This window comes from Microvirga ossetica, from assembly GCF_002741015.1.
GTDB lineage: Bacteria > Pseudomonadota > Alphaproteobacteria > Rhizobiales > Beijerinckiaceae > Microvirga > Microvirga ossetica.
This window is the reverse complement of sequence record NZ_CP016619.1, coordinates 410,714-437,094: the sequence shown is the minus strand read 5'-3', so window position 1 is coordinate 437,094 and position 26,381 is coordinate 410,714. Positions and strand designations below refer to the sequence as shown.

25 protein-coding genes and 2 pseudogenes are annotated in these 26,381 nt (G+C 62.8%); 19 read left to right on the top strand and 8 right to left on the bottom strand.

Annotated elements, in window-relative coordinates; all coding sequences use genetic code 11:
• The first annotated feature begins 128 nt into the window (after nucleotides 1-128).
• A complete protein-coding gene (locus BB934_RS49870) occupies nucleotides 129-2,924 on the top strand; it encodes a DNA translocase FtsK (protein WP_237050770.1) in 2,796 nt (931 codons plus the stop codon).
• A gap of 48 nt (nucleotides 2,925-2,972) precedes the next feature.
• Here the strand turns inward: BB934_RS49870 and BB934_RS40140 are convergent, their stop codons facing one another.
• A complete protein-coding gene (locus BB934_RS40140) occupies nucleotides 2,973-3,614 on the bottom strand; it encodes a hypothetical protein (protein WP_099515217.1) in 642 nt (213 codons plus the stop codon).
• A gap of 933 nt (nucleotides 3,615-4,547) precedes the next feature.
• Here BB934_RS40140 and BB934_RS40130 point away from each other — a divergent pair.
• The 5 genes and pseudogenes from BB934_RS40130 (at nucleotide 4,548) to BB934_RS40110 (ending at nucleotide 9,353) form a co-directional block, all read left to right on the top strand.
• Nucleotides 4,548-5,531, top strand: coding sequence for an NUDIX hydrolase (locus BB934_RS40130; protein WP_099515215.1), 984 nt, complete (start codon nucleotides 4,548-4,550; stop codon nucleotides 5,529-5,531).
• Between the two features lie 158 nt (nucleotides 5,532-5,689).
• Nucleotides 5,690-6,688: a quinolinate synthase NadA gene (gene nadA, locus BB934_RS40125; RefSeq protein WP_099515214.1), complete on the top strand. Its 999-nt coding sequence runs from the start codon at nucleotides 5,690-5,692 to the stop codon at nucleotides 6,686-6,688.
• A gap of 9 nt (nucleotides 6,689-6,697) precedes the next feature.
• Nucleotides 6,698-7,009 (top strand): annotated as a pseudogene (locus tag BB934_RS40120) (FAD-dependent oxidoreductase); the annotation flags it as partial.
• Between the two features lie 199 nt (nucleotides 7,010-7,208).
• A complete protein-coding gene (locus BB934_RS40115; RefSeq protein ID WP_099515213.1) occupies nucleotides 7,209-8,279 on the top strand; it encodes an IS110 family RNA-guided transposase in 1,071 nt (356 codons plus the stop codon).
• Nucleotides 8,280-8,487: 208 nt separating this feature from the next.
• A pseudogene (locus BB934_RS40110) lies at nucleotides 8,488-9,353 on the top strand (DMT family transporter).
• A gap of 251 nt (nucleotides 9,354-9,604) precedes the next feature.
• On the opposite strand, the gene BB934_RS40105 reads toward BB934_RS40110, so the two are convergent.
• A complete protein-coding gene (locus tag BB934_RS40105; protein WP_157934621.1) occupies nucleotides 9,605-9,961 on the bottom strand; it encodes a hypothetical protein in 357 nt (118 codons plus the stop codon).
• A gap of 709 nt (nucleotides 9,962-10,670) precedes the next feature.
• Between BB934_RS40105 and BB934_RS40100 the strand changes: the two genes are divergently transcribed.
• From BB934_RS40100 to BB934_RS48870, 5 genes are all read left to right on the top strand, one after another.
• Complete coding sequence (locus BB934_RS40100; RefSeq protein WP_099515211.1) at nucleotides 10,671-11,165, top strand: YybH family protein; 495 nt, start codon at nucleotides 10,671-10,673, stop codon at nucleotides 11,163-11,165.
• 245 nt (nucleotides 11,166-11,410) lie between these two features.
• Nucleotides 11,411-11,995 (top strand): GbsR/MarR family transcriptional regulator, encoded by a 585-nt coding sequence (locus BB934_RS40095; protein ID WP_099515210.1) that lies wholly within the window; start codon nucleotides 11,411-11,413, stop codon nucleotides 11,993-11,995.
• A gap of 1 nt (nucleotide 11,996) precedes the next feature.
• On the top strand, nucleotides 11,997-13,418 hold the full coding sequence (locus BB934_RS40090; RefSeq protein ID WP_099515209.1) for a cytochrome ubiquinol oxidase subunit I: 1,422 nt from the start codon (nucleotides 11,997-11,999) through the stop codon (nucleotides 13,416-13,418).
• Between the two features lie 3 nt (nucleotides 13,419-13,421).
• The gene (gene cydB / locus BB934_RS40085; RefSeq protein WP_099515208.1) at nucleotides 13,422-14,429 is read left to right on the top strand and encodes a cytochrome d ubiquinol oxidase subunit II; all 1,008 of its coding nucleotides are present in this window, start codon (nucleotides 13,422-13,424) and stop codon (nucleotides 14,427-14,429) included.
• Nucleotides 14,429-14,551 carry a DUF2474 domain-containing protein gene (locus BB934_RS48870; protein ID WP_210422186.1) on the top strand — a complete coding sequence of 41 codons (123 nt, stop codon included), beginning with the start codon at nucleotides 14,429-14,431 and terminating at the stop codon, nucleotides 14,549-14,551. Before cydB ends, BB934_RS48870 begins: the two co-directional genes overlap by 1 nt.
• 88 nt (nucleotides 14,552-14,639) lie before the next feature.
• On the opposite strand, the gene BB934_RS40080 is transcribed toward BB934_RS48870, so the two are convergent.
• The 3 genes from BB934_RS40080 to BB934_RS40065 form a co-directional block, all read right to left on the bottom strand.
• On the bottom strand, nucleotides 14,640-15,047 hold the full coding sequence (locus tag BB934_RS40080; protein ID WP_099515207.1) for a DUF2000 domain-containing protein: 408 nt from the start codon (nucleotides 15,045-15,047) through the stop codon (nucleotides 14,640-14,642).
• Nucleotides 15,048-15,078: 31 nt separating this feature from the next.
• Nucleotides 15,079-15,897, bottom strand: a complete 819-nt coding sequence (locus BB934_RS40075; RefSeq protein ID WP_237050769.1) for an AraC family transcriptional regulator — start codon at nucleotides 15,895-15,897, stop codon at nucleotides 15,079-15,081.
• A gap of 807 nt (nucleotides 15,898-16,704) precedes the next feature.
• Nucleotides 16,705-18,096, bottom strand: a complete 1,392-nt coding sequence (locus BB934_RS40065; protein WP_099515204.1) for a phospholipase D-like domain-containing protein — start codon at nucleotides 18,094-18,096, stop codon at nucleotides 16,705-16,707.
• 355 nt (nucleotides 18,097-18,451) lie between these two features.
• Between BB934_RS40065 and BB934_RS40060 the strand changes: the two genes are divergently transcribed.
• Nucleotides 18,452-19,561 (top strand): DUF3616 domain-containing protein, encoded by a 1,110-nt coding sequence (locus BB934_RS40060; RefSeq protein ID WP_237050768.1) that lies wholly within the window; start codon nucleotides 18,452-18,454, stop codon nucleotides 19,559-19,561.
• A gap of 18 nt (nucleotides 19,562-19,579) precedes the next feature.
• On the opposite strand, the gene BB934_RS40055 is transcribed toward BB934_RS40060, so the two are convergent.
• On the bottom strand, nucleotides 19,580-20,374 hold the full coding sequence (locus BB934_RS40055; RefSeq protein ID WP_237050767.1) for an MBL fold metallo-hydrolase: 795 nt from the start codon (nucleotides 20,372-20,374) through the stop codon (nucleotides 19,580-19,582).
• Nucleotides 20,375-20,528: 154 nt separating this feature from the next.
• Between BB934_RS40055 and BB934_RS40050 the strand changes: the two genes are divergently transcribed.
• On the top strand, nucleotides 20,529-21,059 hold the full coding sequence (locus BB934_RS40050; RefSeq protein WP_099515202.1) for a hypothetical protein: 531 nt from the start codon (nucleotides 20,529-20,531) through the stop codon (nucleotides 21,057-21,059).
• A 134-nt stretch (nucleotides 21,060-21,193) separates the two neighbouring features.
• Here the strand turns inward: BB934_RS40050 and BB934_RS40045 are convergent, their stop codons facing one another.
• Nucleotides 21,194-22,138, bottom strand: a complete 945-nt coding sequence (locus BB934_RS40045) for an amidoligase family protein (protein ID WP_099515201.1) — start codon at nucleotides 22,136-22,138, stop codon at nucleotides 21,194-21,196.
• A gap of 834 nt (nucleotides 22,139-22,972) precedes the next feature.
• Between BB934_RS40045 and BB934_RS40040 the strand changes: the two genes are divergently transcribed.
• The 4 genes from BB934_RS40040 to BB934_RS40025 all read left to right on the top strand — a co-directional run bounded on the left by BB934_RS40040 (nucleotide 22,973) and on the right by BB934_RS40025 (nucleotide 24,077).
• A complete protein-coding gene (locus BB934_RS40040; RefSeq protein WP_237050765.1) occupies nucleotides 22,973-23,236 on the top strand; it encodes a TrbG/VirB9 family P-type conjugative transfer protein in 264 nt (87 codons plus the stop codon).
• 32 nt (nucleotides 23,237-23,268) lie between these two features.
• Nucleotides 23,269-23,481 (top strand): hypothetical protein, encoded by a 213-nt coding sequence (locus BB934_RS40035; protein WP_099515199.1) that lies wholly within the window; start codon nucleotides 23,269-23,271, stop codon nucleotides 23,479-23,481.
• A 129-nt stretch (nucleotides 23,482-23,610) separates the two neighbouring features.
• Entirely contained in the window at nucleotides 23,611-23,826 is a 216-nt protein-coding gene (locus tag BB934_RS40030; RefSeq protein ID WP_099515198.1) for a WGR domain-containing protein, read from the top strand.
• 2 nt (nucleotides 23,827-23,828) lie between these two features.
• Nucleotides 23,829-24,077, top strand: coding sequence for a hypothetical protein (locus BB934_RS40025; RefSeq protein WP_099515197.1), 249 nt, complete (start codon nucleotides 23,829-23,831; stop codon nucleotides 24,075-24,077).
• 90 nt (nucleotides 24,078-24,167) lie between these two features.
• On the opposite strand, the gene BB934_RS40020 is transcribed toward BB934_RS40025, so the two are convergent.
• The gene (locus BB934_RS40020; protein ID WP_099515652.1) at nucleotides 24,168-24,353 is read right to left on the bottom strand and encodes a hypothetical protein; all 186 of its coding nucleotides are present in this window, start codon (nucleotides 24,351-24,353) and stop codon (nucleotides 24,168-24,170) included.
• A 711-nt stretch (nucleotides 24,354-25,064) separates the two neighbouring features.
• Between BB934_RS40020 and BB934_RS40015 the strand changes: the two genes are divergently transcribed.
• Together BB934_RS40015 and BB934_RS40010 are read left to right on the top strand one after the other, a co-directional pair.
• Nucleotides 25,065-25,598, top strand: a complete 534-nt coding sequence (locus BB934_RS40015; RefSeq protein ID WP_157934620.1) for an RNA polymerase sigma factor region1.1 domain-containing protein — start codon at nucleotides 25,065-25,067, stop codon at nucleotides 25,596-25,598.
• Nucleotides 25,599-25,612: 14 nt separating this feature from the next.
• Nucleotides 25,613-25,870, top strand: a complete 258-nt coding sequence (locus tag BB934_RS40010) for a WGR domain-containing protein (RefSeq protein ID WP_099515195.1) — start codon at nucleotides 25,613-25,615, stop codon at nucleotides 25,868-25,870.
• Nucleotides 25,871-26,381 lie beyond the last annotated feature (511 nt).

Genomic DNA, 26,381 nt, shown 5'->3' with positions numbered 1-26,381 from the left:
TAGAAATGGCCAAACTCGAGGTAAGGACCGAGGATGGAAGCTGCAGGAGATCGCAAGAGAGTGAGGCCCTGCCGTTCCAGAGTTTGAACGCCAGCCCCAGCACCAACTGGGAGGAGCCGTGGCTGGCCATGGGCCAAGCCCAACCCGGCTGGTGGCAGGCTTTCGCTCTTGATCACGGCGTGCGGTCCACGCGCACCCCCGACAAGTTCATCAGGAAGCCGCAGGACACGAACGTGTTCGACCTTCCAACGGGCGAACTGATGAGAGCGGATCGCTTGGCCGAGTTGGCGATGAACAAGCCCGAGGACGAGATCCACAAGCGGATCGAGAGGCTCCGCGCCGCCATCGAGGCTCCCCCGCTCAAGACATTCACCCAGAAGATCCAGAGCGCAGGTCAGCCGCCATCCGCTTCCGCGATGGAGCAGCCCAGGGCGACTGATGTGCCAAGGAAAGCCGAGCCGTCTCGAGCATCGGCATTACATGACGTTGAGATCCCCCGCTCCGAGGCCGTCGAAACGGTTTCCCAGCCCGTGCCAGAGCCCCCGATAACCTCCCTCCCGATGCCGTCAACGAAGTTCGTCCCGTCGGCCTTTCAATCGGCTCTGTACCGCATCGACGTCTCGCTGAAGCACGCCTTGCTCACGATCACTGACGCGGTCGCTGACGAACCGGAAGTCCCCGAGGCGCCCCTTGCCGCAACCATCGGTGAGGCGTGCGGCTCCGAGTCCAGGGAGGCCGATGTCATCGGTCTCGACGGGCATTCGGAGCCGGACGTGTTCGAGGGTGTCGCCGCCGACCTCGTGGAGATGCAATCCACGGACGGGGCCATGGCCGCATCACAGGAACCGGACCAGAAACCTGAGGTGGTTGATCATCGGGCCAATAGAGGCATGGATGGCGAATCCGATGTCGCTACCGTCACGCGCGATGAGGATGGGACCGGAGAAGTGATCAAGGTCGTCGAGGAGGTGAATCCCGCGAGGACAGATGGTCAGGAACAGGAAGTCGATCTTGGATACCTCGCCCTGGTCGGGGAGGACAGCGCGCCAATCCAGACCCTATTGCGGGTCAAGTCGAAAGTTGCCCCGCAGTCAGTGACGCGCGCTCCCGCGGCCGAGAAAGCCGCCGTCATGGAGAAGCGAGCCTCCATCGAGACGATCGCCTCAGCTGAGGATGAGCTTGCCCCCTCAGGTGCGCCGCGGGAGCAGATGCTGAAGGAGGAGCATCCTGGATTAGATGCGACCTCTGCTCTCGAGGTGATCGAAGCGGCGCAAGAAATCATGTATCGGGACGTCGTGCTTCCGGCCCAGGATGCGGAGATTGCTGCCCCGGGGGAGGAGACGGTCTTTGGGTCACCGATCATTATGCTGCCCCCTCCCGCAGCGCCCCAGCGCTCGAGGTTCGCCTTCTACCAGCGTCCTGATATCGAGCTGCTCGGGCGACCGTCTGAGAGCAGAGGCACGAGTCTCACCGAAAATATTCTCGAAGAGAGAGCCGGACGGGTCGAGAGGGTCATCCGTGATTTCGGCGTGAAGGGTGAGGTCATTCATGTCCATCCAGGACCGGTGGTCACGTTGTACGAGCTCGAGCCTGCCCCGGGTGTCAAATCCTCGCGTGTCATCGCTCTCTCGGAGGATATCGCCCGCTCGATGAGCGCGGTCTCGGCCCGCGTCGCCGTGGTCCAGGGCCGCAATGCCATCGGCATCGAGATGCCGAACGAGAGCCGCGAGACGGTGTACCTGCGCGAGATGCTGGAAGCCGCAGATTTCAAGGCGTCGAACCAGAAGCTTCCGATCTGCCTCGGCAAGACCATCGGCGGCGAGCCGGTGATCGCCGATCTCGCCCGCATGCCGCACCTGCTGGTGGCCGGCACCACCGGCTCGGGCAAGTCGGTGGCGATCAACACCATGATCCTCTCGCTGCTCTACCGGTTCACGCCGGAAGAATGCCGCCTGATCATGGTCGATCCGAAGATGCTCGAGCTCTCGGTCTACGATGGCATCCCGCATCTGCTCACGCCCGTGGTCACTGACCCGAAGAAGGCGATCATTGCTCTGAGGTGGGCGGTGCGCGAGATGGAAGAGCGCTATAAGAAGATGGCGAAGCTCGGCGTGCGCAACATCGACGGCTTCAACGCCCGCGTGGTCGAGGCCAAGGCTAAGGGTGAAGTCATCACGCGAACAGTCCAGACAGGCTTCGACAAGGCCACAGGTGAGCTGACGTACACGGAAGAGATCATGGATCTCGATCCGCTGCCGTACATCGTGGTGATCGTCGACGAGATGGCGGACCTGATGATGGTGGCCGGCAAGGAGATCGAGGGCGCGATCCAGCGCCTGGCCCAGATGGCCAGAGCCGCCGGCATCCACGTGATCCTGGCGACGCAGCGCCCTTCCGTGGACGTGATCACCGGCACGATCAAGGCGAACTTCCCGACCCGGATCTCGTTCCAGGTGACCTCGAAGATCGACAGCCGGACGATCCTGGGCGCGATGGGGGCGGAGCAGCTTCTGGGCCAGGGCGACATGCTGTACATGGCCGGCGGCGGGCGGATCACGCGCGTGCACGGTCCGTTCTGCTCGGACGAGGAGGTCGAGAAGGTGGTGGCGCATCTCAAGCGCCAGGGTGAACCTGTTTATCTCGATGCTGTCACGGCCGATGATGAGACGCCTGAGGATCTGGAAAAGCCCGAACTCCCCGCCGACGAGGACGATGTCGGCCTCGTATCGGCTGATGCCTATGAGCAGGCTGTCGGCATCGTCCTGCGGCACAGGAAGGCCTCGACATCCTACATCCAGCGTCGGTTGCAGATCGGCTATAACCGGGCGGCTTCGATCATGGAGCGCATGGAGAAGGAAGGCATCGTCGGACCTGCCAATCATGCCGGCAAGCGGGGGATCTTGCGCGGGGCGTTCGAGGATTAGGACAACTGAACGGTCTTGTCCCCGCACGATGCGGGCCGGAGGCGCCCTCTAGAGCCTCGACTCCTCGGAGATGGCTGAGTGCAGGCCTTGGAGCCATCCGGCGATATCGGATGAATAATGCGCTACCTCCATCACGAGCAGCGCAAGGTCCTCATCCGTCGGAACTGGGGCGCTCTTCAAACGCGAGAGGAGCTTCATGACCGCTTTATCGCGTGCGGGTTCCGGCGGGTCTGCGGCCCAGCCGACGCTGGCCTTGTTGATGGCGAGCTTGAAGCGCTCCCCGCCCTGGAAACGGGCATCAACTAACCATCCGTTCCCGCTCGGGCTCAGGTCGACGCCGGTGCACGATGGGACTTTGATCCCAATCTCGGGCTCAGACGGCCGTCCGGACACCTCCAGCACTTCCCGCAGCCCCGCTATGAACTGTTCGACGCTCATCGCGGACCGGGCCAGCGCCTCCATCCCATAGATGACCTGGTTGAGGCTGGTGAACGGATAGCCTGGTACGCTCACTCTATCGGTGCTCCACTGGAAGATGGACGACAGCCTCTCGGCGATTTCCCTGTCATCGGGAGCCACGCTGACGCTCTTGCCGCCCCTGCCGGCTGTGATCGTCACCGTCCTGTCATCAGGGAACACGATCCGGAGCATGAGGAGGTCGCCGTCGATGACCTTGGTTGTGACTGCCACCGAGTACCTCCTTTCGCCTCAAGATCCCGACCGTGACGGTCTAACAGTCAAGCGGAGCCTTGAACAACACGGGTTCATCGTGGCATTCGATGGCTTGCCCAGGATGCAAGCCGCGACAGAGCCATCCTCAGAATAGCACCTGCCTAGGCGCCGCTTTGGACAGCGTACCAATCACAGGAGCGATCCGGTGCCGTTCGATCGAGACCAAGGCTCCTCAGTCTCGATCCAATCCGCCCCACGGCCTGACGAAGTGCCAGACGAAGCACCGCCCGGGGCGTCAGTACTGTTCGGATGGAAGGCCGAATAATGCGGCTGACCGCCTCGTGGTGCGGGGCTCCGCCCGCCAAGTGGCAATCGCCTCGTCAGAGAGCCGGACGGTGAGACTTCCATACGGTGACGCGCCCTCTCTGCTTGCGCTCCGGCGAGGCCGTCTCCTAATTGAACGAGATGGCAAGCCAGAGAGCCAGGAACGCGAGCGAACTGGCGATGGCCGTCCACTCTGACACGGTCAGGGCGCCTGAAGCGGGGCTTGAAGACTTGCTTGGGACCATGGCTCTGACGAAGCCTATAAGCTTCCTGAAAAGATTCGCTTCGGTTGCAGTGGTTGTTTCGAGACTATGCTGCATTGCAGCATTAGCAAGTTTGATCTGCGGGACGCAGCTATGCGCTGCTTACATGCTCTCGGAGGCCTTCAGATCAGGTGATCAGGGAATGGCTCCAATGGCGTCCGGTTATCGCGCCCCCCTTTACCGCTTCTGTCACGAGCGGTTCAGCCGATGGCCTCATCTGCTTCAGCAGGCTGGCCCAAGCATCATCATGAAACGCAGCCAGTGTGTTATCTAGGCTCTTAGTCCTGCCCCTGTCACAAATCCCTCGACAGAAGGCACAAAGACTTCCACCATCTACTTCAGACCCTGTAGCTTTTGAGTTCCCATGCCATCTGCCACATCCTCCCGGCGCCCTAAGACCTTCAAGCAGCCTCATGTTGCCCCAACTGTGGACCTCAGTGCCGTCATCATGGCAGCCACGCCGGATGAGCCGCGGGTCCTCACAGTCCGGGCGACTCCGCAGCATCCTGACGGCCTTCCCTCAGGTCCCTTGCAGTCGCAACATCGCACGCTTGAGATGGGGCTGCGGACTTGGGTCGCCGAACAGACCCAGCTGACCTTGGGCTATGTCGAGCAGCTCTACACCTTTGGCGATCGCGACCGCGCCGAGGCCGCTGAACCGGGGGCGGGGCATGCCTTGTCGATCGCCTACCTGGCTCTTGTCCGCGAGGCTCGCCCGGCCGGACTGGCGCATGCCGCCTGGCAGAACTGGTACGGCTATCTTCCGTGGGAGGACTGGCGCGAGGACCGCCCACCGGCGCTCAGGGTCATCGAGCCGGCCTTAAAGGCCTGGGCCCGTATGGGTGGGAAACCTCTCAGGACCTTTCGTGAGGAGCGGATCGAGCTCACATTTGGCTTCGCATCCGGGACTTGGACCGACGACCGCGTGCTGGAGCGCTACGAACTGCTGTTTGAGGCTGGTCTGTTACCGGAGGCTCTGCGAGACGCACAGCCGCCCGTCTCGAAAGTGCGGTTCGCGCCCGGTCAGCCGATGGCCCTGGATCACCGGCGCATCTTGGCGACGGCCATTGGTCGCCTGCGCGGCAAGATCAAGTACCGGCCGGTGATCTTCGAGCTGATGCCTGCCTCTTTCACCCTGCTCGACCTGCAGAGGACAGTGGAGGCTCTGTCAGGGGTGCGCCTCCACAAGCAGAACTTCCGCCGCCTGGTGGAGATGCAAGGGCTGGTGGAGGAGACTGGGGAGGTCGCAACCGAAACAGGCGGGCGCCCAGCTCGTCTCGTGCGCTTTCGGCGCGAGGTGCTGGTCGAGCGACCGGCCCCGGGTGTGCGACTGCCCCGCTTAAGGTGAATCACTGTTGGAGCGGATTATAAGTTGACATGAACTTATACTCGTGTCTAGCATAAGAGATACGCCGGCTACGTAGCCGGCTTTCTTATGCTCCGTAAATGCTCTGATTGAGTATAAGTATGACTTATTAATGCTCTGGTTGAGCATAGGAGGTCACAATGCCCGCTGCTGCTTCGATGGTGTCTGCGCCCCTGCCCCTGCCCGACCTCTACGCGCGGGTCAGACATCATGTTCCAGCCTTGGAGTGGCCAGTCTTTGCCAATGACATCGAGGCGATCCTTGCGCTCAAGCGCGAACACAATGCGGTCATCCTCGCCCACAATTATCAGACGCCGGAGATCTTCCACACGGTGGCGGACATCGTCGGTGACAGCCTCGCCCTGGCCCGTGAAGCCGTGAACACTGATGCCGACGTGATTGTGCTCGCCGGTGTGCACTTCATGGCGGAGACCGCCAAACTCCTCAATCCGAACAAGACAGTCCTCATTCCGGATGCGGAAGCCGGCTGCTCCCTCGCCGAGTCGATCACAGCCGAAGACGTGCGCCAGCTGCGGTCGCGCTACCCGGGCGTGCCTGTCGTCACTTACGTGAACACGTCCGCCGCCGTAAAGGCGGAATCGGACATCTGCTGCACGTCAGGCAACGCCAAGAAGGTCATTGAGTCCCTCGGGGTTGATCGTGTGATCATGCTGCCGGACGAGTTCCTGGCACAAAACACAGCAGCTCAGGTGCCTGGAATTGAGATCATCACCTGGGCCGGCCACTGCGAGGTGCACGAGCGCTTTACCGCGGAGGACATTCGTGAAGTGCGCGAGAGCTATCCGGATGTGGTCGTGCTGGCCCATCCCGAGGCGCCGCCGGAGGTGGTGGCGGCGGCGGACTTTGCCGGATCGACCGCCGGGATGGTCGACTTCGTCGGCGAGAAACGCCCGGCCCGGGTTGCCCTCGTCACCGAATGCTCGATGAGCGACAATGTGGCGGCCCTCTATCCGGAAGTCGAGTTCGTGCGGCCCTGCAACCTGTGCCCGCACATGAAGCGCATCACTCTGCCCAAGATCCGGCGGGCGCTCGAGTTGCGTCAGCACGAGGTCACGATCGACCCGGCGGTGGCCGGTCGAGCGCGACTGGCGGTCGAGCGCATGCTCGCTGTGCGCTGAGGATCGGCCATGAGACCAGCCTATCCGTGCGACCGGGTCGTGGTCGTGGGTGGTGGCATTGCGGGGCTGGCGACCGCCCTGCACCTGGCGCCACTGCCCGTGACCCTGCTTGTAGCATCGCCTCTTGGACAGCACGCCTCCACGCCGTTGGCGCAAGGTGGGATTGCTGCCGCGCTCGGGGACGATGACCGCCCTGCCCTGCACGCGGCTGACACCCTTCTGGCGGGCGCTGGTCTCAGCGATCCAGACGTTGCGGCTCGTGTTGCAGCGGCCGCTCCCTCCTGCATTGAGTGGCTTGTTGCGCAAGGGACTTCGTTCGATTGTGAGAATGTGAGAGCCGCTCGGAAGGCCTGACCCTTCGTTCGATTGACTGCGTGTCATTGCATTGACGTGTCGGTCCTCCGGGCGGCACCTGACGGTCTGCTGTCGCGTGACTTGATAGGAGCTTGAGGGTCTCGTCCCATCACAGTCCTGTCCGCTCGCAGGATCCTGTCAGGTTCTTACCTGCGGAGGACGAGGAATGCGCAAGACTGATCCTGCTGAGATCATCATCGGCATTGACACTCACAAGGAGGCCCACGCGGCTGTCGCCATCAACGGGCTGGGAGCCCGCCTTGGGGCAATGACCCTGCTGGTGAGCAGCAGAGGCTATCACGAGATGGAGAGCTGGGCTCAATCCTTGGGTCCCGTTCGCGCCTTCGGGATCGAGGGGACAGGCTCTTATGGGGCTGGCTTGGCACGCTTCCTGCAGGAGAGAGGCCACAATGTCATCGAGGTCAACCGCCCCAATCGCCAGATCCGGCACCAGCATGGCAAGAATGACCCGCTTGACGCTGAGAACGCGGCCCGCGCCGTTCTCAGTGGCCAGGCAAGGGCGGCTCCGAAGTCGGGCACCAGCTCCGTGGAAATGATCCGCCATCTCAAGGTGGCGCGAGACACCGCCGTCAAGAGCCGCACCCAGGCGATGGTCACCCTCAAGACGATCATCGTCAATGCTCCCGCTGCCTTGCGCGAGAGCCTTGACGGCCTCACCGGCAAAATGACCCTGATCCGCCATTTAGCCGCCCTGAGACCGGGAGCGATGACTTCACCAACAGCCTCAGCCAAAGCAACATTGCGCGCTCTCGCCCGGCGCTGGCTGATGCTCGATGCTGAGATCAAAAGCCACGATGCCGATCTCGATGCTCTGACCACCGCCTGCGCGCCGACCCTGAAGGAGGCCCATGGCATGTCGACCGGTACGGCTGCCGAGATGCTGATCCTCGTCGGCGACAATCCCGAGCGCATCCGCTCGGAAGCAGCCTTCGCCAAACTGTGTGGCGCCTGTCCCATTCCGGCCTCGAGCGGCAAGACTTCACGTCACCGTCTCAACCGCGGTGGCCATCGTCAGGCTAACGCGGCTCTATATCGCGTCGTCATTATCAGGATGCGGAGCCATCCACCAACCCTTGACTATGTCCGTCGACGAACGGCAGAGGGTAAAGGCAAGATGGAGATCATTCGTTGTCTCAAGCGCTTTGTCGCACGGGAGATCTTTGGCTATCTCTGCCGAGCCAGAAGGGATCCCACGACGGCCCCTTCGACCTCTTGACCTCTATAGGAGCATCAATGCAGTTAGCGCAACAGTTTCAAGCGGGTACCAGATCGACGCGAGTATCATCTGGGTTCACGTTGCGGATCAAACCTTAAGCCGCGTCACGAAGGTTGCCGATGCGTTCGCACTAAACGTGTCATTGGGCACAGCTCTTGTTCTGAGCCCCTCCAGGACGGCTCCGTCCGGTCCGTCATCTCCCTCCGCCGTGCGTGCCGGCTCCGCCGTCGCCTTCACCGTCCTCGCCTGGGCGTCCGCCTTCCCGTTGATCCGCATTGCCCTTCGCGACCTCGCGCCACTTCCGCTCGCCGCCGCGCGCTTCGCGGTCGCGGGCCTGCTGGTGGTCGCGTGGCTCGCCTGGAAGAGACCAGCCTGGCCTTCCCGGACCGATGCGCTCCGTTTCCTGGCCTGCGGCTTGGTCGGCATCGCGCTCTACAACGCCCTCCTCAACGCGGGGCAGCGCACCGTCACGGCCGGCGCCGCGAGTTTCATCGGCAACACCGTCCCCATCATCACGGCGGTGCTTGCGACCGTGCTGCTGCGCGAGCGGTTCACCCTGTGGGGATGGATTGGGACCGCCGTCAGCCTCGCCGGCATCGCGCTCATCGCGTCCGGCCAGCCCGGGGCCGTCTCGTTCGGTGCGGGCGCAAGCCTGGTGTTCGCGGCCGCCGTCTGCCAGGCCACCTACTTCATCCTGCAACGGCCGCTGGTTCCCCGTTACGGGGCCCTGGCCTGCACCGCCTATACCCTGCTCGCTGGGGCTCTCCTGCTCGCGCCGTGGCTGCCCGAGGCGCTACATGGCCTATCCGCCGCTGCGTCACACGCCACGGCCTGGTCGGTGATCGCGCTGGGTGTACTTCCGGCGGCCCTGGGCTACGCCGCGTGGACCTACGCCCTTGGCCACTTCGGCGCCGCCCGGGCAGCTAACTTTCTCTATCTGGTTCCGCCCGTCGCGACGGGCCTCGCGTTCGTCATAGCCGGCGAGGTGCCCGGCGTGCCCACCCTACCCGGGGGGCCGCCGTGATCGTGGGGGTGGTCATCGTCAACACATGCGGGCGCGAAGGGCAAAGCTGAGGAGATTCACGAATATAATTGAGGTTTCCTGATTGGAGAGCGAAGGCTAACCCGGATCATCGATCCCTGTGCGGGCGGCGGGTGCATCCCGTATCTCCCACTCATCGCCCAGCACGGGCCTAGATGCTGGACCATCGGACCGAGAAGCGGAATGCCCTTGAGGCCGATGGCCACTGTCACGAGCGTATCACTCGGTGCAAAGGAACGAATCCGCATTACTCGGATGCAGGCCTGGGGTTCCGCATGATGCGCTAGTCGCTGGCCGATGATGTCTTCCGCGCGGAGGACCGTCCACCGCCCTTCCGGCTATTGCCATTGCCGCGATCCTTGCCTGACGAACCGCTGAGTGCGCTCGACACGACCTCCCCTGCGGCTCCGATGGCAGCCGCGGCGACCTCGAGCGGAGCTGCAACGATCTCGGCGCCGAGGCTTCCTGCGGCCGATACAGCCTCCCGGCCTTGCAGCGTTCCACTGCCCTGTCCCTGTCGGTCCTGCGGCCTATCAAGCACGTTCGCGATCGCCCTAAGGGCCTCCGCCATCACAGCGCGCGCTTGCGGAGAGGTGAGTGTTGTCTCAAGGGTCGAGAGCCAGGCCATTGGGTTCAGCATGCCGCCCGCTGAGCGGGATGCTGAGCGGGTCTGAGTCGTGGACCGTGAACGCGATGCGCCGGGGGCCGAGCGGGCCGCCGCACGCGATCCTGCGGAGGACCGGGGCTTCGTGGGAACAGCCTGGGACTTGGTTGCGGACCGGGAACCAGCCATTGCCTTGGGCTGCGCACGCTTTGAGGCGCCAGCTTCCTTATTGGCAGACCGCGAGGTGGACTTCTGCGGCGCCTTCCGGGTCTTGGTGGATTGTGAAGTATGATCTTTCTTGTTCGTAGCCATTGTCATTCCTTCGTGTGTTGAGCCGTAAGCCGGCTGGGCCGAGGAGCAATCGTCCTCACCATGACAATGACAGCGTGGCCGTAAGGTTCGCTCATACAAGGAAGCAATGGCGGGGATCCTGCCGCCAACCCACTGGACCTACTTTGTGATCAACAGCGGAAAGTCTGCATAGGGCCAAACCAGCAAATCCCTACCTTTCATAATTGTCGGGTATTCCCCGCTTGAGCAGACATTCAGCTTACTCCGAGCAGTGACAGGACCGAACTTAAAACTCTGCAATCTTCCAGAGCAGCTAGGCGGCACTAGGGAAACGGATTTGTCCTCAGGACTGCTTGATCGTCGATGTCCCCCTTCTCGGTGTGATGTTTATCACAGCCCGGATTGGACATTGCCTGCTAGACCCAACCACCGGGGCCCTGGGGAGCGCATTGTGATGCTGGAGCATCCAACAGATTCGGAACTGACCGACCTCATCCAGCGCAGTGCAGACGCAAACGCGGCACTGATGCGTGGAGACATCAAGAGGTACCGTGACCTCATCACCCTCACCGATGACTTCACGTTGATGTCTCCGTTCGGTGGCACACCCACATATGGGACCGAGTACACGCCCGAGCGAATCGAGGCGATGGGGCAGTTCTTCAAGAACGGCACCTTCCAGCAGGACCTCGTTCAGGCTTACCGTTCCACCGACATGGTGGTACTCGCGATCATCGAACGGGCGCATGTTGAAGTGGGCGGCCTTCCAGCCCAGGATTGGGCATTGCGCGTAACCCTGGTCTATCGCCGCCATGGGGCGGAATGGCACCTCGCCCACCGACACGCTGATCCTCTTGTCCACGGCGTTAGCCTGGAGCAAGCGGCCACCCTTGCACGTGGCGAAACGCCTTCGCATGATCGGGCGACACAAACCGCCGCACCGAGTTGAACGGGTGCTGGACGTTTATGGTCAAGACACCTGGAGCCAGCGGGCACCTTCGGGTCAGAATCTGAATCCCCCTGGCCTTCAAGAAGGTCGGCTCTCAGCGGGTGATCCGACCTACGCGTTGCGTCCAAGTAGCACTGTTCGTAGACATTCCAACCCACCTTTCTTCCATGTGGCCAGGCCCGCCGACTTGACTTAGATCAACGTAATCCCGATATTTCAGAAAATTCTGAAATATCGGAATCGGCATGAACTTACCCCCACTCGTCCAGACCTTCGTGCTGCATTTCGGCGAGATGGGCTCCCGATGGGGCATCAACCGCACCGTCGGCCAGATCTATGCCCTGCTCTACCTCTCGAAGGATCCTCTGAATGCCGAGGACATCGTCGAGCGGCTTGGCGTCTCCCGCTCCAACGTGAGCATGGGCCTCAAGGAGTTGCAGGCGTGGAACCTGGTCCGGCTCCAGCATAAGCCCGGTGACCGGCGCGACTACTTCGCCACGCCCGACGACATCTGGCAGATCGTCCGCACGCTGGTTGAGGAGCGCAAGAAGCGGGAGATCGATCCGACCATGACCCTCCTGCGCGAGGTGCTCATGCAGGAGCCCGCCAGCACCGAGGAGCGCCATGCCCAGGAGCGCATGCGCGAGATGCACGACCTCTTCGAGCTTCTCACGGGCTGGTACGCCGACGTGCAGCGGCTCGACACCGAGCGCCTCGTCCAACTCCTGACGCTAGGCTCGAAGGTGCAGAAGATCCTGGAGATGAAGGATCGTCTCTTCGTCGTGCCGGGCTCGAAGAAGAGCCGCCGCGACGATCCCAAGGACAAGTAGCATGTTTGATCAGTTCGACGCCCTGCTGCTGGCGCGCTTCCAGTTCGCGTTCACGGTCTCGTTCCACTTCATCTTCCCGTCGTTCTCGATCGGGCTGGCGAGCTACCTCGCCGTGCTCGAGGGGCTGTGGCTGTGGACCGGGCGCGAGGTCTACCTCAACCTGTTCAAGTACTGGCTCAAGATCTTCGCCCTCGCCTTTGCCATGGGTGTGGTCTCGGGCATCGTCATGTCGTACCAGTTCGGCACCAACTGGTCGGTGTTCTCCGACAAGGCCGGGCCGATCATTGGGCCGCTGATGGCCTACGAGGTCATGACCGCGTTCTTCCTGGAGGCGGGCTTCCTCGGCATCATGCTGTTCGGCATGGGGCGCGTCGGTCGGAAGCTGCACTTCGCCGCGACGCTCGCGGTCGCCGTCGGCACCTTCATCTCGGCCTTCTGGATCCTGTCCGCCAACTCCTGGATGCAAACGCCGGTCGGCTACGCCGTCAACGAGGCCGGGCAGTTCGTGCCACAGGATTGGTGGGCGATCATCTTCAACCCGTCTTTCCCTTATCGTCTCGTCCATACAGTGATGGCAGCGTATCTCACCACGGCCCTCGTCGTCGGCGGCGTCGGCGCCTGGCACCTCCTGCGGGAGCGCACCAACAAGGGCGCCCGGGTGATGTTCTCGATGGCCATGGGCATGATTTCGGTCGTGGCCCCGCTCCAGATCCTGGCCGGCGACATGCACGGCCTCAACACCCTTGAGCATCAGCCTGCCAAGGTCATGGCCATGGAGGGGCACTTCAAGAGCCACCCGGATGGCGCGCCCCTAATCCTGTTCGGCATTCCTGACCAGGAGGCCGGCACGGTGCGCAACGCCATCGAGATCCCGAAGGCGTCCTCGCTCATCCTCAAGCACGACCTGGACGCCCCGCTGAACGGCCTCGACACGGTTGACCGCGCCAACTGGCCCTACGTGCCGGTGGTGTTCTGGTCGTTCCGCATCATGGTGGGTTTGGGCTTCGCGATGCTGGGGCTGGGCATGCTCGGCCTGTGGGCACGCTTCCGTGGCAGACTCTACGACTGGCGCCCGCTGCACTGGCTGGCACTGGCCATGGGCCCTGCGGGATTCGTGGCGGTGATCGCCGGCTGGGTCACCACCGAGGTCGGACGGCAGCCCTTCACCGTCTATGGTCTGCTCAAGACCGCAGCGTCGGCCTCTCCCCTTGAAGCCCCGGCCGTGGCCGCGTCGCTGCTGACCTTCATCGTCGTCTACTTCATCGTGTTCGGCGCCGGCACCGGCTATATCCTCAAGCTCATGGGCAAGGCCCCGCATCCGGGTGAGACCGGGCCCGAAGCCGGGCGCGACCCGATCCGCACCGCCGGCATCACACCGGCTCCGGCCGTCAGCCCAGCGCGCACCCTCGGCGCGGAGGCCTAACCCATGACCCCTCTTCTCGATCTTCCCACCCTGTGGGCCTTCGTCATCGCCTTCGCCGTCTTCGCCTACGTGGTGATGGATGGCTTCGATCTCGGCATCGGCATCCTGTTCCCATTCTTCGAACCGGGACCGGAGCGTGACAGCGCCATGAACTCGGTCGCCCCGGTCTGGGACGGCAACGAGACCTGGCTTGTGCTGGGCGGCGGCGGCCTGATGGCGACCTTTCCGCTGGCCTACGCGATCATCCTGCCGGCCCTCTACGCGCCGATCATTGCCATGGTGCTGGCGCTGATCTTTCGTGGCGTCGCCTTCGAGTTCCGTTGGCGCGATCCCGGCCACCGGCGCTACTGGGACGTCGCGTTTACGACGGGATCGATCGTGGCGACGCTCGCGCAGGGCATCACGCTCGGTGCCCTGCTCCAGGGCATCGTGGTCGAGGGGCGTTCCTATGCCGGCGGCTGGTGGGACTGGCTCACGCCGTTCAGCCTACTCGTCGGTGTCAGCCTCGTGATCGGCTATGCCCTGCTCGGCGCGACCTGGCTCGTGATGAAGACCGAGGGCGCCGTCCAAAACCACAGCTTCCGCCTTGCAGGCAAGCTCGCTCTTGGGCTGATCGCCTGCATCGGCCTGGTCAGTGCGGCGACGCCGTTCCTGAGCGGAGCCTACTACGAGCGCTGGTTCGCCTGGCCACAGGTGCTGTTCACCGCCCAGGTGCCGCTGCTGGTCGGCCTCTGCTCCGGGGCGCTGCTGGTGAGTGTGGTGCGCCGCTGGGAGTACTGGCCCTTCCTGCTGACGCTGGGACTGTTCGCCCTCTGCCTGCTGGGGCTCGGTGTCAGCATGTTCCCGTACGTGGTGCCGAATGCCGTCACCATCCACCAGGCCGCAGCCCCGCCTGCCAGTCTCCAGTTCATGCTGGTCGGCGCGAGTGTGCTGATCCCGATCATTCTCGCCTACACCGGGTACTCGTACTGGGTGTTCCGCGGAAAGACCGGACACGAGGGATATCACTGATGACCAAAGAACCCGAACGGGGCTCCGCCGTTCGCCGCTGGCTTTGGTTCTTAGGCCTCTGGACTGCGGGCGTGGGCACGACCGGAGCCGTGAGCCTCGTCATCAGATTCTGGCTGAAATAGCATTGGCGCATCTCACAATGTGGCGCCACATCACCAGGCGAATGCCGCCCGGAGGCTCATCCGTTCTTCGCAAACGGAGAGCCGCGTCTTAGGGATGTAGGCGCGCGCCCTTCGTGGCCTTGTCGATCTCCTTCTTCGGACCGTGGAGCGCAAGGCCGACAAGATCCGGCGTGTCAGCCGGCTCGGCTCGAAAGACCGCGCGATTGACGGCATCATGCCCGGTCTCGAACATAGCGCGGACATAGGCGCTGCGCGTGAGGCTCCGCTGGAGCGATTGCTGCCAAGCCCGTCGCAGGACTTCTGTCGACGCCGCGAAGATCAGGATCGGTTGGCCGAGCAGCCGCGCATGGTGTCGTCCGGCAGCGTCTTCGTAGGGTTGGCCCATGGCCTCGGGAACCGCGCTCGCAATGCCTGTTGCAAGAAATGCAGTGACATTCAGCTTCTGCCACACCGCCAGATCTTCGTGAACGAGGACCGCTACCTTCGTGTCGAACATTGAATTCTCCCTGTGGATGCTGTCGGGAGCGTTATCCAGCGAGGCCATCCAAGTCTGGAACGTTCGTGCGTCCGAGACGGTAGGCCGCCGGGGTGAGGCCGTAGGCGCGACGAAACCAGCGGCCGAGATGGCTCTGATCGGCAAATCCACTGGCCATGGCCGCCTCCGCCGGTGGGACTGCCAACCGCAGCATCGCGCGGGCCTTAGTCAGCCGGATCTCAACAAGGCAGGCATGTGGCGAGGTGCCGAAGCGCCGGCGGAAGACGCGGGAAAGCTGAAACCGGTCGGATACGCCAGTTGCGCGGGCAAGGTCATCAAGGCTGAACGGCTCGTCGTAATGGGCTTGGATGTAGTCCATCGCCCGCTCTGCAACCGACGACCCGGCGTCGGGCGTCGGCCGTTCTCCCTTTCCGAGGTGATGGCGCAGCAGTTCCACCACCCGATCCCGAGTCGCGTCAATGGCGAGCCGTGGGGCGCCGGAGATGATGGCACGGCAAGCCGCCGCAATGGCATCGCCGAGCCGCCGGTCGTCGGCCAATGTCTTCCTGAACCCGATGTCGGCATCCCGGCCGCCCATCTCCTCGCGGAGCCAGGCTTGCGGCAGATAGAGCATGCTGTAGCGGAAGCCCTCTTCATGCACGGCTTGTCCGTCGTGCCGCTCGCCCGGCTCAATCAGGATCACGCGTCCAGCAGTGCTCTGGCGGCGCTGCCCGCGGCAGTAGAAATCCTGGACGCCGGCATGGGTCACGCCGACCAGCCACTCGTCGTGATGGTGCATGTCATAGGCGTGGCCATGGAACTGCGCCGCCACGGCTTCGATCCCGCTGTGCCAGTCGCGCACAAGATGCACGAAATCATGACGAACAGGATCCCAGGTCTGCCGCTGGCCCTGGGAACCCCGAGTTTGCGGGAAGCAAGTACCGTTGTCGTCCAATGGAAATCCGCCAGTCTCTTCAGTATGCGACGCTGATCATAATCGCTGCGGAAGGCTGTCACATAGCCTTCCGTGCTCGCGGGCGGGCGCTGCAACCCTCGTCCCAATCTGGACTGCCGCTGTGGCAGGACAATATCTTCATTCCGCTCGCGCGCTCCGCGAGCGACGCCTCCGACCACTTCTGCATCCTGGAGGATCGGGCTGTCGAGGTAGGCGCAAGGATCACCATCTGACCCGCGGTGGCATGGCGATGCCCATGCTGGTGTCCGGAGAGAGCTTCGAGCGCTCAGCTGGGTTGGCCGGAGCCAACGGTTAACCCGCTGCCCCCACGCTGGACCTGACCGTGCAGCAGCCACCGGTTCGCATCCTGTCTGGATGCGCGGCGACGTCCCTGCCGGGACGCGGGCAGGATGGTTCCGCTTGATGAGGTGCACCTGCGCATCGATGAGCAGAGTGCGTCGTCAACATTGGAACATTTGGCCTGCGAAAGCTCATCATGCGGAGGCTCATGCTGACCGCGAAGACGACCCTGCCCGGTATACGTGCACACGGCGCATCAAAAACCGACCGCGATCAGGACTGTCCGCAAGGCTCCCTCGGCTCTGATGAAGGGTCCGAGCGGATGCGCTGTTGAGAAAAAGCTTGTAAAGTGCCCGGCGATGAGACGAGCCCATCAGATCACCATCATCTGAGAATGGGCAAGTGACGCCGGGACAGCGCATGCTAGAGGGAACGCTGGCGCTCCGGATCAAGGAGTTCGTGATCCGCCAGGGCCTTCTCTGCCTCGTTGATGTCCGGCGGATCGAACGGCCGAAGGGAACGCCCAGGTCCTGAGAGCACCTCGATCGCCGCGATCAGCGACCGCCGCTCGGACACGATGGCAGAGACCTGCTTCGGCGACGTGCCAAGATGCTCGGCCAGCAGCCTCGCCCGAAAGCTCCGGATCACATGGGCGACGTGCGTGTCTTCATCCGCCTCCAGGGCGAGGTCGCACTCCGTGTCGTAGCCCATCGAGCGGTTGTTCAGGTTGGAGGACCCCACCCGCAGCAGCCGGTCGTCCACGATCATGATCTTGGCGTGAACATAGATCGGCTGCTCTCCCGCCGTTACGGGCGTATAGACCCGCAGGCGCCCGAAGCGGTCGCGGCGCCGGAGCATGGCCAGGAGACGGGCCCGGGCCGAGCCCATCGCCTCCTCCTCAAGCCAGCCTTCAGCCGATTCAGGGTTGATGATCACGAACTCGGGTCCGTCCGGCTCCTCGAGGCGCCGGGCAATGGCTTCCGCGATGGCACGCGAGGCGAAGTACTGGCTCTCCAGGTAAACGCTCCTGCGAGCGGCTGCGATCGCGGTAACGTACAGCGCTTCGATCTCGCGCACCTCGGTCTGGTTGTCGTAGGCTGGGATGGTCCGGGCGATCGCGACCGCCACGTCGGCCATGTCGACGGGCAGGCCGTCGGGCCAGGGGTCCGAGCCGGCAGGCGGTGGTGCCAGAACCTCTCCCGATGCCTGCTGCCAGCGCTCACGGGCGTGATCGCCCAGGCCTTTGGCCGCCGGTCCGCTGACGGCCGTGGTGGCATCATGCCAAGGCCCGTAGGCACGCCGCGTGAACGGGCGGCGACGGCGGGGATCGGCATCGCGGTGCTCCGACGTGTCCCAACGATCGCCTGTCATGTCGATGCCGCCGCAGAAGGCAACGGCGTCATCGATCACGACGATCTTGTGGTGGTGCGCCGCGCCAGGAGGATGGGCGCCATCCAGCTTGAAGGTAATGCGCTCATACAAAGCCCATTGGACCACCCGGAAGAGGGTTGTGCCCCGCCACAGGGCCTTCACCATGCCGAGGTCCCACTTCAGGATGTTGACGTGAAGGCCCGGCTTGGTTTCGACAAGCCACGTCAGGAACGCTCCCAGCCGACCGGGATACTCGCTCGTCCCGTCGGTCGGGTCGAGTGCGATGCGGGTATCGAAATCCCATCCAATCATGAGGATGGAATGCTGCGCCTTGAGCATGGCCGACTGCGCGGCCCGAAAGTAGTCAGCGGCATCGACGATGAGGGCAACGCGGTCGGCCTGCTCGATACGCCAGCATGTATGCCCGGGCCGTAAGACACGCACTGCTACTCCCTCTCCGTCGTCCTACACCCTGCATCTTCCGTCCGTCTGGACGAGCGTGGCGTTATCATGGGTGCCTTGGCTGTAAACTGGGTGCGATCGTCCGCGGTTCCGCCGAAAAGCGGTGAGCGCAACATAGGTCCGGATGGGTTACGGACAGCCATTCAGCTTGGCCGTGGGAAGCTCCCCTCGTCCCGCCTGACCTGCCCTCCCCTCTCCTGCTGTCGTGAATGCCGTCAGCCGACGCCATCCACCTCATCTGCCATTGTCGCACAGGTTGACCGAGACTCTGACTTGGCTATGGATCCAGCCTAAGCTTGTGCGTTATTGCCTTAGAACCAGCGCACCAGGAGCCATCGTGTCGGACGCCAGCCTCGCGGAAACCATCGCCCAAGTTCCCATCACCTTCTCCGATTGGCGACCGCGCCGGCATTTGGAGGATCCGCTCCACAAGGATCTCTCCGCCGTCACGCGGATCGGAGACTGCCTGTTTCTCGCCTGTGACGAGACCGCGAGCGTCGAACGCCTCCGGCGCCTCGACGACGGCAGCTTTGGAGACCATCAGCATTTCGCCCTGGATGCTCTGGTCGACCTGCCTGCCGGAGTGGACGGTGAAATGGACATCGAGGGGCTCTGCACGGATGACAGCTTCCTCTGGATTGTCGGATCCCACGCACGCAAGCGCTCCAAGCCCAAACGGGATGAGAACGGCCGCGCCGAGGCGCTTCAGAACATGGAGGCGATCGAACGTGAGCCTAACCGCTACTTCCTCGGCTGCATCCCTCTTGTTGAGGAGGCGGTAGGGCTCTTCACCCCTGCTCGATCGGAGGGAGAGCGACAGGCAAGCTGGCTCAAGCTGGGCACGAGGCAGAGCGCCCTTGAGCGCTGGCTTACAGCTGACCCGCACCTCGCTCCGTTTCTGAGCATCCCGTCCAAGGAGAACGGCTTCGACGTCGAAGGGTTGGCAGTTCGCGGAAGCCGGGTTTGGCTTGGATTGCGCGGGCCTGTGCTGCGCGGCCATGCCGTGGTTCTCGATTTGGAGCTGAAGCAAAAGGCGCCAGACCGGCTGAAGGCGGGTCGGATCGATGGCGAGCGGCGCTATCGCAAGCACCTGCTTGACACCCGAGGTCTGGGGGTCCGCGATATGCGGTTTGAGGGAGACGATCTTCTTCTGCTGGTGGGGCCGACCATGTCCCTGGAAGGACCAGCGTTTGTCTTGCGGTGGCGGGACGCGGCACATGATGACGGGTCCGGCGTCATCACTCCTGACCGCATCGAGACTGTTGCTGAACTGCCCTACCAGCTGCATGTGGATCACCCGGAGGGGCTTGAGCTCTGGCCCGAGGCTGGTGAAGGCGCCCTGCTGATCATTTACGACGCCCCTGCCCCGGAGCGAACCGACCCTGACACGTTCACCGTGCAGGCTGACGTGATTTGTCCACGGCGGGCAGAACGAGGACGGAGCTGAATGGAGCGTCTGGCTACCTCAATGCCCCGGCAGGACTAGGATCTTCGGGCTCTTCGGCAGTGTCGCGCGCGACAGGGTGACGGCTGCCGTGTTGCTAAACTCCACCGGAAAGTGCTCCCGGGCTGAGGCGAGAAAGCGGTTGAGCGTCGGCGGGCCGAAGAAGTGCATCGGGATCATCAGCGGTGCGTTGATCGCGCGCAGCACCTCCATCATGTCGAAGGTCTCCAGCGTGTAGCCACCATCCACCGGCACCAGCAGAATATCGATACGCCCCAGCTTCTTCAGATGCTCGGGCGTGAGCGTGTGATGCAGATGGCCCAGATGCGCGATGCACAACTGGGCGGCCTCGAACACGAAGATGGAGTTGCCGTCGTATTCCGTCGCTCCTCCAGAGCTGCGTATGTTGGTCGAGACGTTGTGGATGCGCACATCCTGTACCGTCAGGTCATGGATGGCAGGACCTCCGGCTGGGTTCCAGCCCCTGAGCACATGCTTGATGGCTGAATCAGGCCTGGAGCTGAAGTGCGTGGAATGCGCTTTGTTCATGGTGGCCACGTCGGGCGTGACAGGCGGATGAGTGCCGTCATTGTAGTCGGTGGCAATCCGCACGCCTTGTGGTGTCTCGATCAGGAAGGTGGCATGGCCGACAAACGTCAGACCAACCTCATCCTGGTGCAAGGCCGCCCTTGAGAAGAGAGTGTCGCGCGAGGCGACCAATCCCGGGCAGGCCTCCTCCTCCGCCCCGGCCGGTAGGCCCAGGCACACGCCGACGAACGCAGCGGCCATTGTAAGGCATTGTGCCAACCTTCTCATGAGCACCTCCACGTCGATATTCCGCCCTCTGATCCAGACCCGTTGTGGCATCCGCCGGCAGGCTCTGCGGCTCTATCGGCATTCCCCGCTGCACAAGATCCTGGGAACACCCACAGGAAGCTTACGTTGATGCGGCATCATGGGAAATCCTTGTATGACCACGGCCTCATCCAGTCTGAAATCCATCGCGATCCTATCCTGCGCCATCATCTCCCTGACCTGTAGCTCTGCTCAGGCTTCCGAGGCTGACTTTCTTGAGCGCTTCCGGGGCACCTGGCCCGGCTCCGGCAAAGTTCAGCGCGAAGGCGGCTCTCAGCCGCGGCAGGTAACCTGCTCCGTCACGGGAAGCCTCACGGAGAATCGGATCAGTGCGCAGGGCCAGTGCCGCGCTGTCGTGATCTTCAGCCGGCAGATCGGGGTCGATCTCGTCTACGATCCCCGGTCAGGCATCTACCGCGGCACCTACACCGGATCCCGGATTGGCCCCGCTCGGCTCACCGGTACGCGCAACGGCGATGTCGTGAACCTCAGGATTGAGTGGCCGCACCCGGTCAACGGCGACACACAAGCCACTATGGCGATCCAGAATGGCGGCCGCGGGACGCTTCGCATCACGGTGGCGGACAACCTCACTCCCGGCGGCCCTATTCAGCAGACCTCCGAGATCATCCTGGCACGTCGGTGATCGATACCCGGCGAACTGGCCGCACCCGGTGATTGCCAGGGCTCAACGTCCGGGAGAGGCCCTGCCCATCCCAATGGCCCCAGAAGGTGCGGTCCTGCCAATTGGGTCAGGATTAATCGACATGCCCCACCCGCTCAATGATAATTCTTTTGTGCGGCCCAATGATCCAGGAGTGCCTGCCCCTTCTCAGCGAGCTGGACTGGATTCATGGCCAAGTGTTCCACGAGGAGCCAGCGCTCCCAGTCCGGCATGATGCTCCAGGCCGGATCGCTCAGATGGGCCTGCGGCAGCCGGTAGTGAAACACCGGCCGGGACCCGATCTTCTCATGCGGCAGAACAGAGCGCACCCGCTCCTCATCGAAGTGAGTGAGCAGCGGCAGGAGATCGAGCGCCCGCTTCCGGGTCGGGTTCGCCGCCAGATAGTCCTCTGTCAGTTGTGTCAGGTCGGGCCAGTAGTCCGGATCGAGCACGCGTCGCTTGTAGGCCTGCGGGTAATCCGGCGGAAGGACGAGAACACGCCGAGCGCTCCCACATGCGATCTCCTGCCGGAGCTGATCGCCGACAAGGAGAAAGGCCTTAAGGAAGGCCGTCACCGTTGCCGCATCAAGACGCGGTGGATCGATGTTGAAGTGAAGCCCGAGCGAGTCCCACAACACGGCCCCGCGGCCGCGGGCTCCTGCCGCGCGCAAGCTAGCCACGACCCCGTCCATCTCCGGGAGCCGGGCGATGGGTATGGGGGCGGTGATCAGCTCCCGCGGGACGAAAGGCGAGACCGCGGTCCCGAGCCATGCGGCTACCCGGCGGTTCAGCCACAGGCCGAGCTCCGGGTGTCGGTCAGGGTGGACGTGCCGCAGGTCGGTTTCGATCAGCAGATTGCCGAGACGCGTGCCGCTGACCTTAAAGGCGTGCGGATCTTCAACCTCACAGCTTCCGCCGAGATCATCGGCAAGAGCTTGGGCGGCAGCCCGGGCATGCGGCCCCAGGAACTCGATCTCGATCCCTACTCGCCGCAACGAGCCGTCAGTGGCAATCAGAATGGTCGGGCTGGGAGCGTCAGCCTCGATGGCAATGTCGTTCATCACCTCCAGACATGGGGACGATGGCACCTGACCTCAATGAACGATCCTGGAACGCTCCACACCCTGCGAGATGCTGGTGCAGGCGGGATGAAGCCTCACTCGGATGCATCGTTTCTCACCTCGTATACCTCGGGTCGGAACAAGATTTGCTCCCAAACACACGCTAACGCAGTACGTAGCAAGAACGTGGGTCGGTAAATGGATCGAACGAGCCGCGCAGTGGTTGAATACAGCTTGGATCTTGGTGTTTGAGCTGTCATCCAGGGCTGAACCCCTGGATGGGAACGCGGACTGCTCCGCAAAAGGATCGTCTGTGAAAGAGTGCCATTGTCGGGATAGGTTCGCTGAAGCAGATTAGCGCAAGAGCTTCAAATGGGTACCAGAGCGACGTGAGTACCACCGGGCTTTAAATTGCGGGTCTGCCCTGAAGCCTCGTCGCGAAGGGTTGCCGATCCGTTCTACCTAATCGTGTCATTGAGAGCAGATCTTGTTCTGGCCCCAAGAACGCCGTCAGGGCAGCCGCTGCCATGGGTCTCCTCACCGTTCAGGAGAGGCGCCGGGATGGCCAGAAGAACCTGCCCAACGTGGTTCGGATCGTCAGCCGGGAATGGCAACTCTGGATCAAGCGGGGAGGGCAGAGGAACGGTCCTCCAGGCTCCAAGGGTATAGGGGTCAAAAATCACCCCCACGGCAAAGGATTCAAGAGAAGAGAGGAAAACGGCATTCCCCCAGCAGCCTCTGAGGCCAAATTCCAGCCCCGATCCGCCTGGGAGAACCGAAGACAGGCTATCGGCAAAGCCGGGGGCGTTTAGAGGGAAGGGCGGAGTTAGATTCGTGAACCGGGAAAGAGCCATCATGCACGACTGGTATCCGGTCCGACTGGCCCCACGCGACGGCACGCCTGTGATCATCTGGATCGAGGATGCGGAGGCGCCGCCCACCTACCCGGTGACGGTCGGGGTCTGGGAAACCGACGACATCACCACGAGGAGCCACTGGCGCGTCTTTGGAGCCCGCTTTGGCACCCACACCTACTTCGACCAGCACATTGTCGGCTGGCGCCCGCTGCCGCGCATTCGGCAAAGCCGAGGCGGGTGAGGGTAGGGCCGAGCCAGATTCCGGAGGTGTCCATGCAAGAAGAGTTTCCCGATCCAAGTGGGGCGCAGACACAGCCCGAGATTGAGCGTTACTACCGCAACGTCGGGCCCGGTGATCCGGCAGCGATCCGCGAGACCCAAGGCCATTCGCTCCGGTTCATCCTGACCACGGTCGATGCGGTTAATCCGAAGCACGGACGCGTTTACCTGAAAAAGCCCGCATCCTGGGGCGGGTCAACGTTCTAGATGAAGAGCGGCAAAAACTACGGAAGTCCGGCAGGGCAATCCCGGCTGGTCATTCCGACCTCCGAGGTTCGCGCGTTTGCGGAGGAACACCCCCGCGGCCGGATATGGTGGTCCAAAGGCTGAGTCTTCGTGCCTGACGAGCTGCGCTCCCCGATCAAACACCACCTGGTGCTGCATCGGATCGACCCGGAGCAGGGCATCCGGCGTTTCTATTCCCTCATGATCGAGCGGGACCTTTTCGGGACCGTGCGCCTGGTGCGCAACTGGGGCAGGAGTTGGTCGAGATCCACGCCAGCGAGGTCGAGGCTGGGAAGGCGATGGTTCGAGACTGAACATGAGGTGTAGCCATGAGCCTAGTTGATGATGTAAGCCGGGCGCTGAAGCCGCTGTATGACCGGGGAGTCGTGCATATGGTTCACCCAGGTTTTTTCGGTGTGAGCGAGGGCGTAGGCAACTCTCAAGGTGAGAGGAGCGTCACGGTTCTGGTCAACGGCGATGATCCTGAAGCGTACCGTGCGGAGGTCGAAAGGTTGGTGCGGGAGGCCGGGCTGAACGTCACACTCAGTGTAAAGCCCAATCCCGCCCGCGCCAGGTGATGCGGTACGAACTGGTGGAGGAGTTCACCCACGAGGTCGAGGCAGGCGAGACCTGGAAGGGCTGGCTTAGCCAGTAACCGGTGAAGGGCGTCAGGCGGGGACGATATCTTCCTCACGCACAAGGCGCAGAATAGGTCCGTTTACCGCCTTGACCCGGTACATAGGCTCGTCCTCCGGACCCGACGGAAGCAGGCGGATAATCTCGTAGATCCCGCCGTTATCGAGCAGCCTTTCCTTAAGCCGGACAAGCTGTCCGACGTGAAATGCGTGGCCCATGACTGCCGCCCTGCTGACGAGGAAGTTTTTGCGGGCCATGAGAGAGGCCAGGAACTGAGCCCTTCCCAGCCTCTCCCCGCCTGGTCCCGAATACCAATGGGATCGCCGCATCTCCAGGCAGACGAAGCATAGCCAACCTCGCGTTGTCCTACATCAGGATCGTTCCCCTGCCTCAGCGGAAGGAAATCGTAGGCTGCGGAGAACAAAAAAGCCCCTCACGGCAGGTGCATGAGGGGCGCGAAGGGATAGAGGGGACGAGCCAGCTTCGGGCCGCTCATCCTCTCCCTGCCTGACTCTGGAGGGGGCAACCTCTTCCAGCCAAGCTCGAGCATCATAACCAGCTTCGAAGCCCTGTGCTGCAGGGCAGAGCCGTACCTCGGATGGATCAGTTTATTCCTAAATTGTCCTCGAAGACCTACGGCTTTTGCCAGTCGGATTGGCGTGAGCAGGGCCGTCGCTCGCCAATGGGACCAGCCCAGGTGCTGCTGGACCGCAATCCGAGGATCGTTGAGGAGACCCGACGAGGCTAACCGTCCAAGTATCAACCAGGCACTTACGGGAGATCAGAAAGGAAAACGGCCTTGCGCCAACAGCCTTAGAGCCAAATCCTGGACTGGAAGCGGCTCTGGACCGACTGTAGCAGGGCATTCGGCAGAGCCTGGGCGGATGAGGGAAGATCGCAACCAACGAGATGGGCCACAGGAGGGTTCAATGGGAGGCTGGAAGCCCATCGCCACCGCGCCACGCGAACCGGGCAGACCACTGTTGCTCTACCCTCGCCCGCAGCTCCCGGAAGGACGGAAGGCGAGAGTATTCGACCGGAACCAAGATGCGGGAGCATTCAACTGGGGCCAAGACGACAGGCCTCGGCTGGATCTGACCGATGTTGCCGTCCGGCAGATGATCAGGCTCGCCAAGAAGCGGGGCTCTATCACCTATGACGAGCTGGATCGGATCTTGCCTCCCGACGAGTTCTCCCCGGAGCAGATCGAGGACGTCCTCAACCAGCTTGCCGAGATGGGCATCGACTTGGTGGAGGACGATGAGCCGGAGGAAAGCCAACCTGTGCCATCCATGGACAGGGGGAGAGCGGAGGACGCCCAGGCTGGGCCTCCAGCCATCTATGCCAGCATTTTTGAAGGCCATTGGGATGGAAGCCGCTGGCGAACCTCAACTGGACTACCTTGCGAGCCAACGCACTGGATGCCCATGCCCTCGCCACCCCTGACCCTCGTCCACCAGTAGCGAACAGAGACCCAATGCCCGACGAGCTCCGCTCCCCGATCAAGCACCACCTGGTCCTGCACCGGATCGACCCGGAGCAGGGCATCCGGCGTTTCTATTCCCTCATGATCGAGCGGGACCTTTTCGGGACCGTGCGCCTGGTGCGCAACTGGGGCAGGATCGGCACCAAGGGGCAGGAGCTGGTGGAGATCCATGATGACGAGATCGCGGCGGGGCAGGCGCTGGAGGCTGTCTCCCGGGTGAAGCAGCGGCGGGGATATCGGGATCTGTGAAGTAGCAGTTCGCCTCGTAGCCGATGCTGGCTCTCTGCTCTCCGGTGTAGGTGTTGGTCCAAGCTGCCCTGGCGCGCCAATCCCCAGATCAGATGCTGGCGGGTTGGCCAGTGAGCTGCGAGATGGCGGTGGCATCGCGGGAGTAGGTGCTCATGTGCTGCGGTTCGTTGATTTTAGGGAGGTCAATAAACCCGCTAGATACCTCTTAGCGGCCCATCTGAAAGCTGCAAAAATGGCAGGGAGGAGTACGGCTCCGACCAACGCGCATATCGCAATCTCGCCTTTCCCATTCAGATAGGGACTACCTTCGACAGGCTCCGAACCAAAGAGATGCTGAAGGTACAGCAGGAACCCAATTAATGTGCCAATAACGGCCCCGGCTGCTGCGTTGGTTGCGACCCTGAGGCGTTTTTTCGATTTAGTGCTTTCGAATGAATACTTCATATCGGCTGCATCTTAGGTGGTTTCGCGAGAGTAGGTCATGCCGAGAGTATGGCATGAAGGGGTGAAG

What these genes read in the sequence shown, in the direction of transcription:
- BB934_RS40045 (WP_099515201.1), bottom strand. Translation starts at nt 22,138, where the DNA reads ATGAACGACATTGCCATCGAGGCTGACGCTCCCAGCCCGACCATTCTG.
- BB934_RS40115 (WP_099515213.1), top strand. Translation starts at nt 7,209, where the DNA reads ATGCGCAAGACTGATCCTGCTGAGATCATCATCGGCATTGACACTCAC.
- BB934_RS40025 (WP_099515197.1), top strand. Translation starts at nt 23,829, where the DNA reads ATGAGCCTAGTTGATGATGTAAGCCGGGCGCTGAAGCCGCTGTATGAC.
- BB934_RS40015 (WP_157934620.1), top strand. Translation starts at nt 25,065, where the DNA reads ATGGGAGGCTGGAAGCCCATCGCCACCGCGCCACGCGAACCGGGCAGA.
- BB934_RS48870 (WP_210422186.1), top strand. Translation starts at nt 14,429, where the DNA reads ATGACCAAAGAACCCGAACGGGGCTCCGCCGTTCGCCGCTGGCTTTGG.
- BB934_RS40105 (WP_157934621.1), bottom strand. Translation starts at nt 9,961, where the DNA reads ATGCTGAACCCAATGGCCTGGCTCTCGACCCTTGAGACAACACTCACC.
- BB934_RS40130 (WP_099515215.1), top strand. Translation starts at nt 4,548, where the DNA reads ATGCCATCTGCCACATCCTCCCGGCGCCCTAAGACCTTCAAGCAGCCT.
- BB934_RS40095 (WP_099515210.1), top strand. Translation starts at nt 11,411, where the DNA reads ATGAACTTACCCCCACTCGTCCAGACCTTCGTGCTGCATTTCGGCGAG.
- BB934_RS40100 (WP_099515211.1), top strand. Translation starts at nt 10,671, where the DNA reads ATGCTGGAGCATCCAACAGATTCGGAACTGACCGACCTCATCCAGCGC.
- BB934_RS40080 (WP_099515207.1), bottom strand. Translation starts at nt 15,047, where the DNA reads ATGTTCGACACGAAGGTAGCGGTCCTCGTTCACGAAGATCTGGCGGTG.
- BB934_RS49870 (WP_237050770.1), top strand. Translation starts at nt 129, where the DNA reads ATGGGCCAAGCCCAACCCGGCTGGTGGCAGGCTTTCGCTCTTGATCAC.
- BB934_RS40050 (WP_099515202.1), top strand. Translation starts at nt 20,529, where the DNA reads ATGACCACGGCCTCATCCAGTCTGAAATCCATCGCGATCCTATCCTGC.
- BB934_RS40020 (WP_099515652.1), bottom strand. Translation starts at nt 24,353, where the DNA reads ATGGGCCACGCATTTCACGTCGGACAGCTTGTCCGGCTTAAGGAAAGG.
- BB934_RS40055 (WP_237050767.1), bottom strand. Translation starts at nt 20,374, where the DNA reads ATGAGAAGGTTGGCACAATGCCTTACAATGGCCGCTGCGTTCGTCGGC.
- cydB (WP_099515208.1), top strand. Translation starts at nt 13,422, where the DNA reads ATGACCCCTCTTCTCGATCTTCCCACCCTGTGGGCCTTCGTCATCGCC.
- nadA (WP_099515214.1), top strand. Translation starts at nt 5,690, where the DNA reads ATGCCCGCTGCTGCTTCGATGGTGTCTGCGCCCCTGCCCCTGCCCGAC.
- BB934_RS40010 (WP_099515195.1), top strand. Translation starts at nt 25,613, where the DNA reads ATGCCCGACGAGCTCCGCTCCCCGATCAAGCACCACCTGGTCCTGCAC.
- BB934_RS40035 (WP_099515199.1), top strand. Translation starts at nt 23,269, where the DNA reads ATGCAAGAAGAGTTTCCCGATCCAAGTGGGGCGCAGACACAGCCCGAG.
- BB934_RS40090 (WP_099515209.1), top strand. Translation starts at nt 11,997, where the DNA reads ATGTTTGATCAGTTCGACGCCCTGCTGCTGGCGCGCTTCCAGTTCGCG.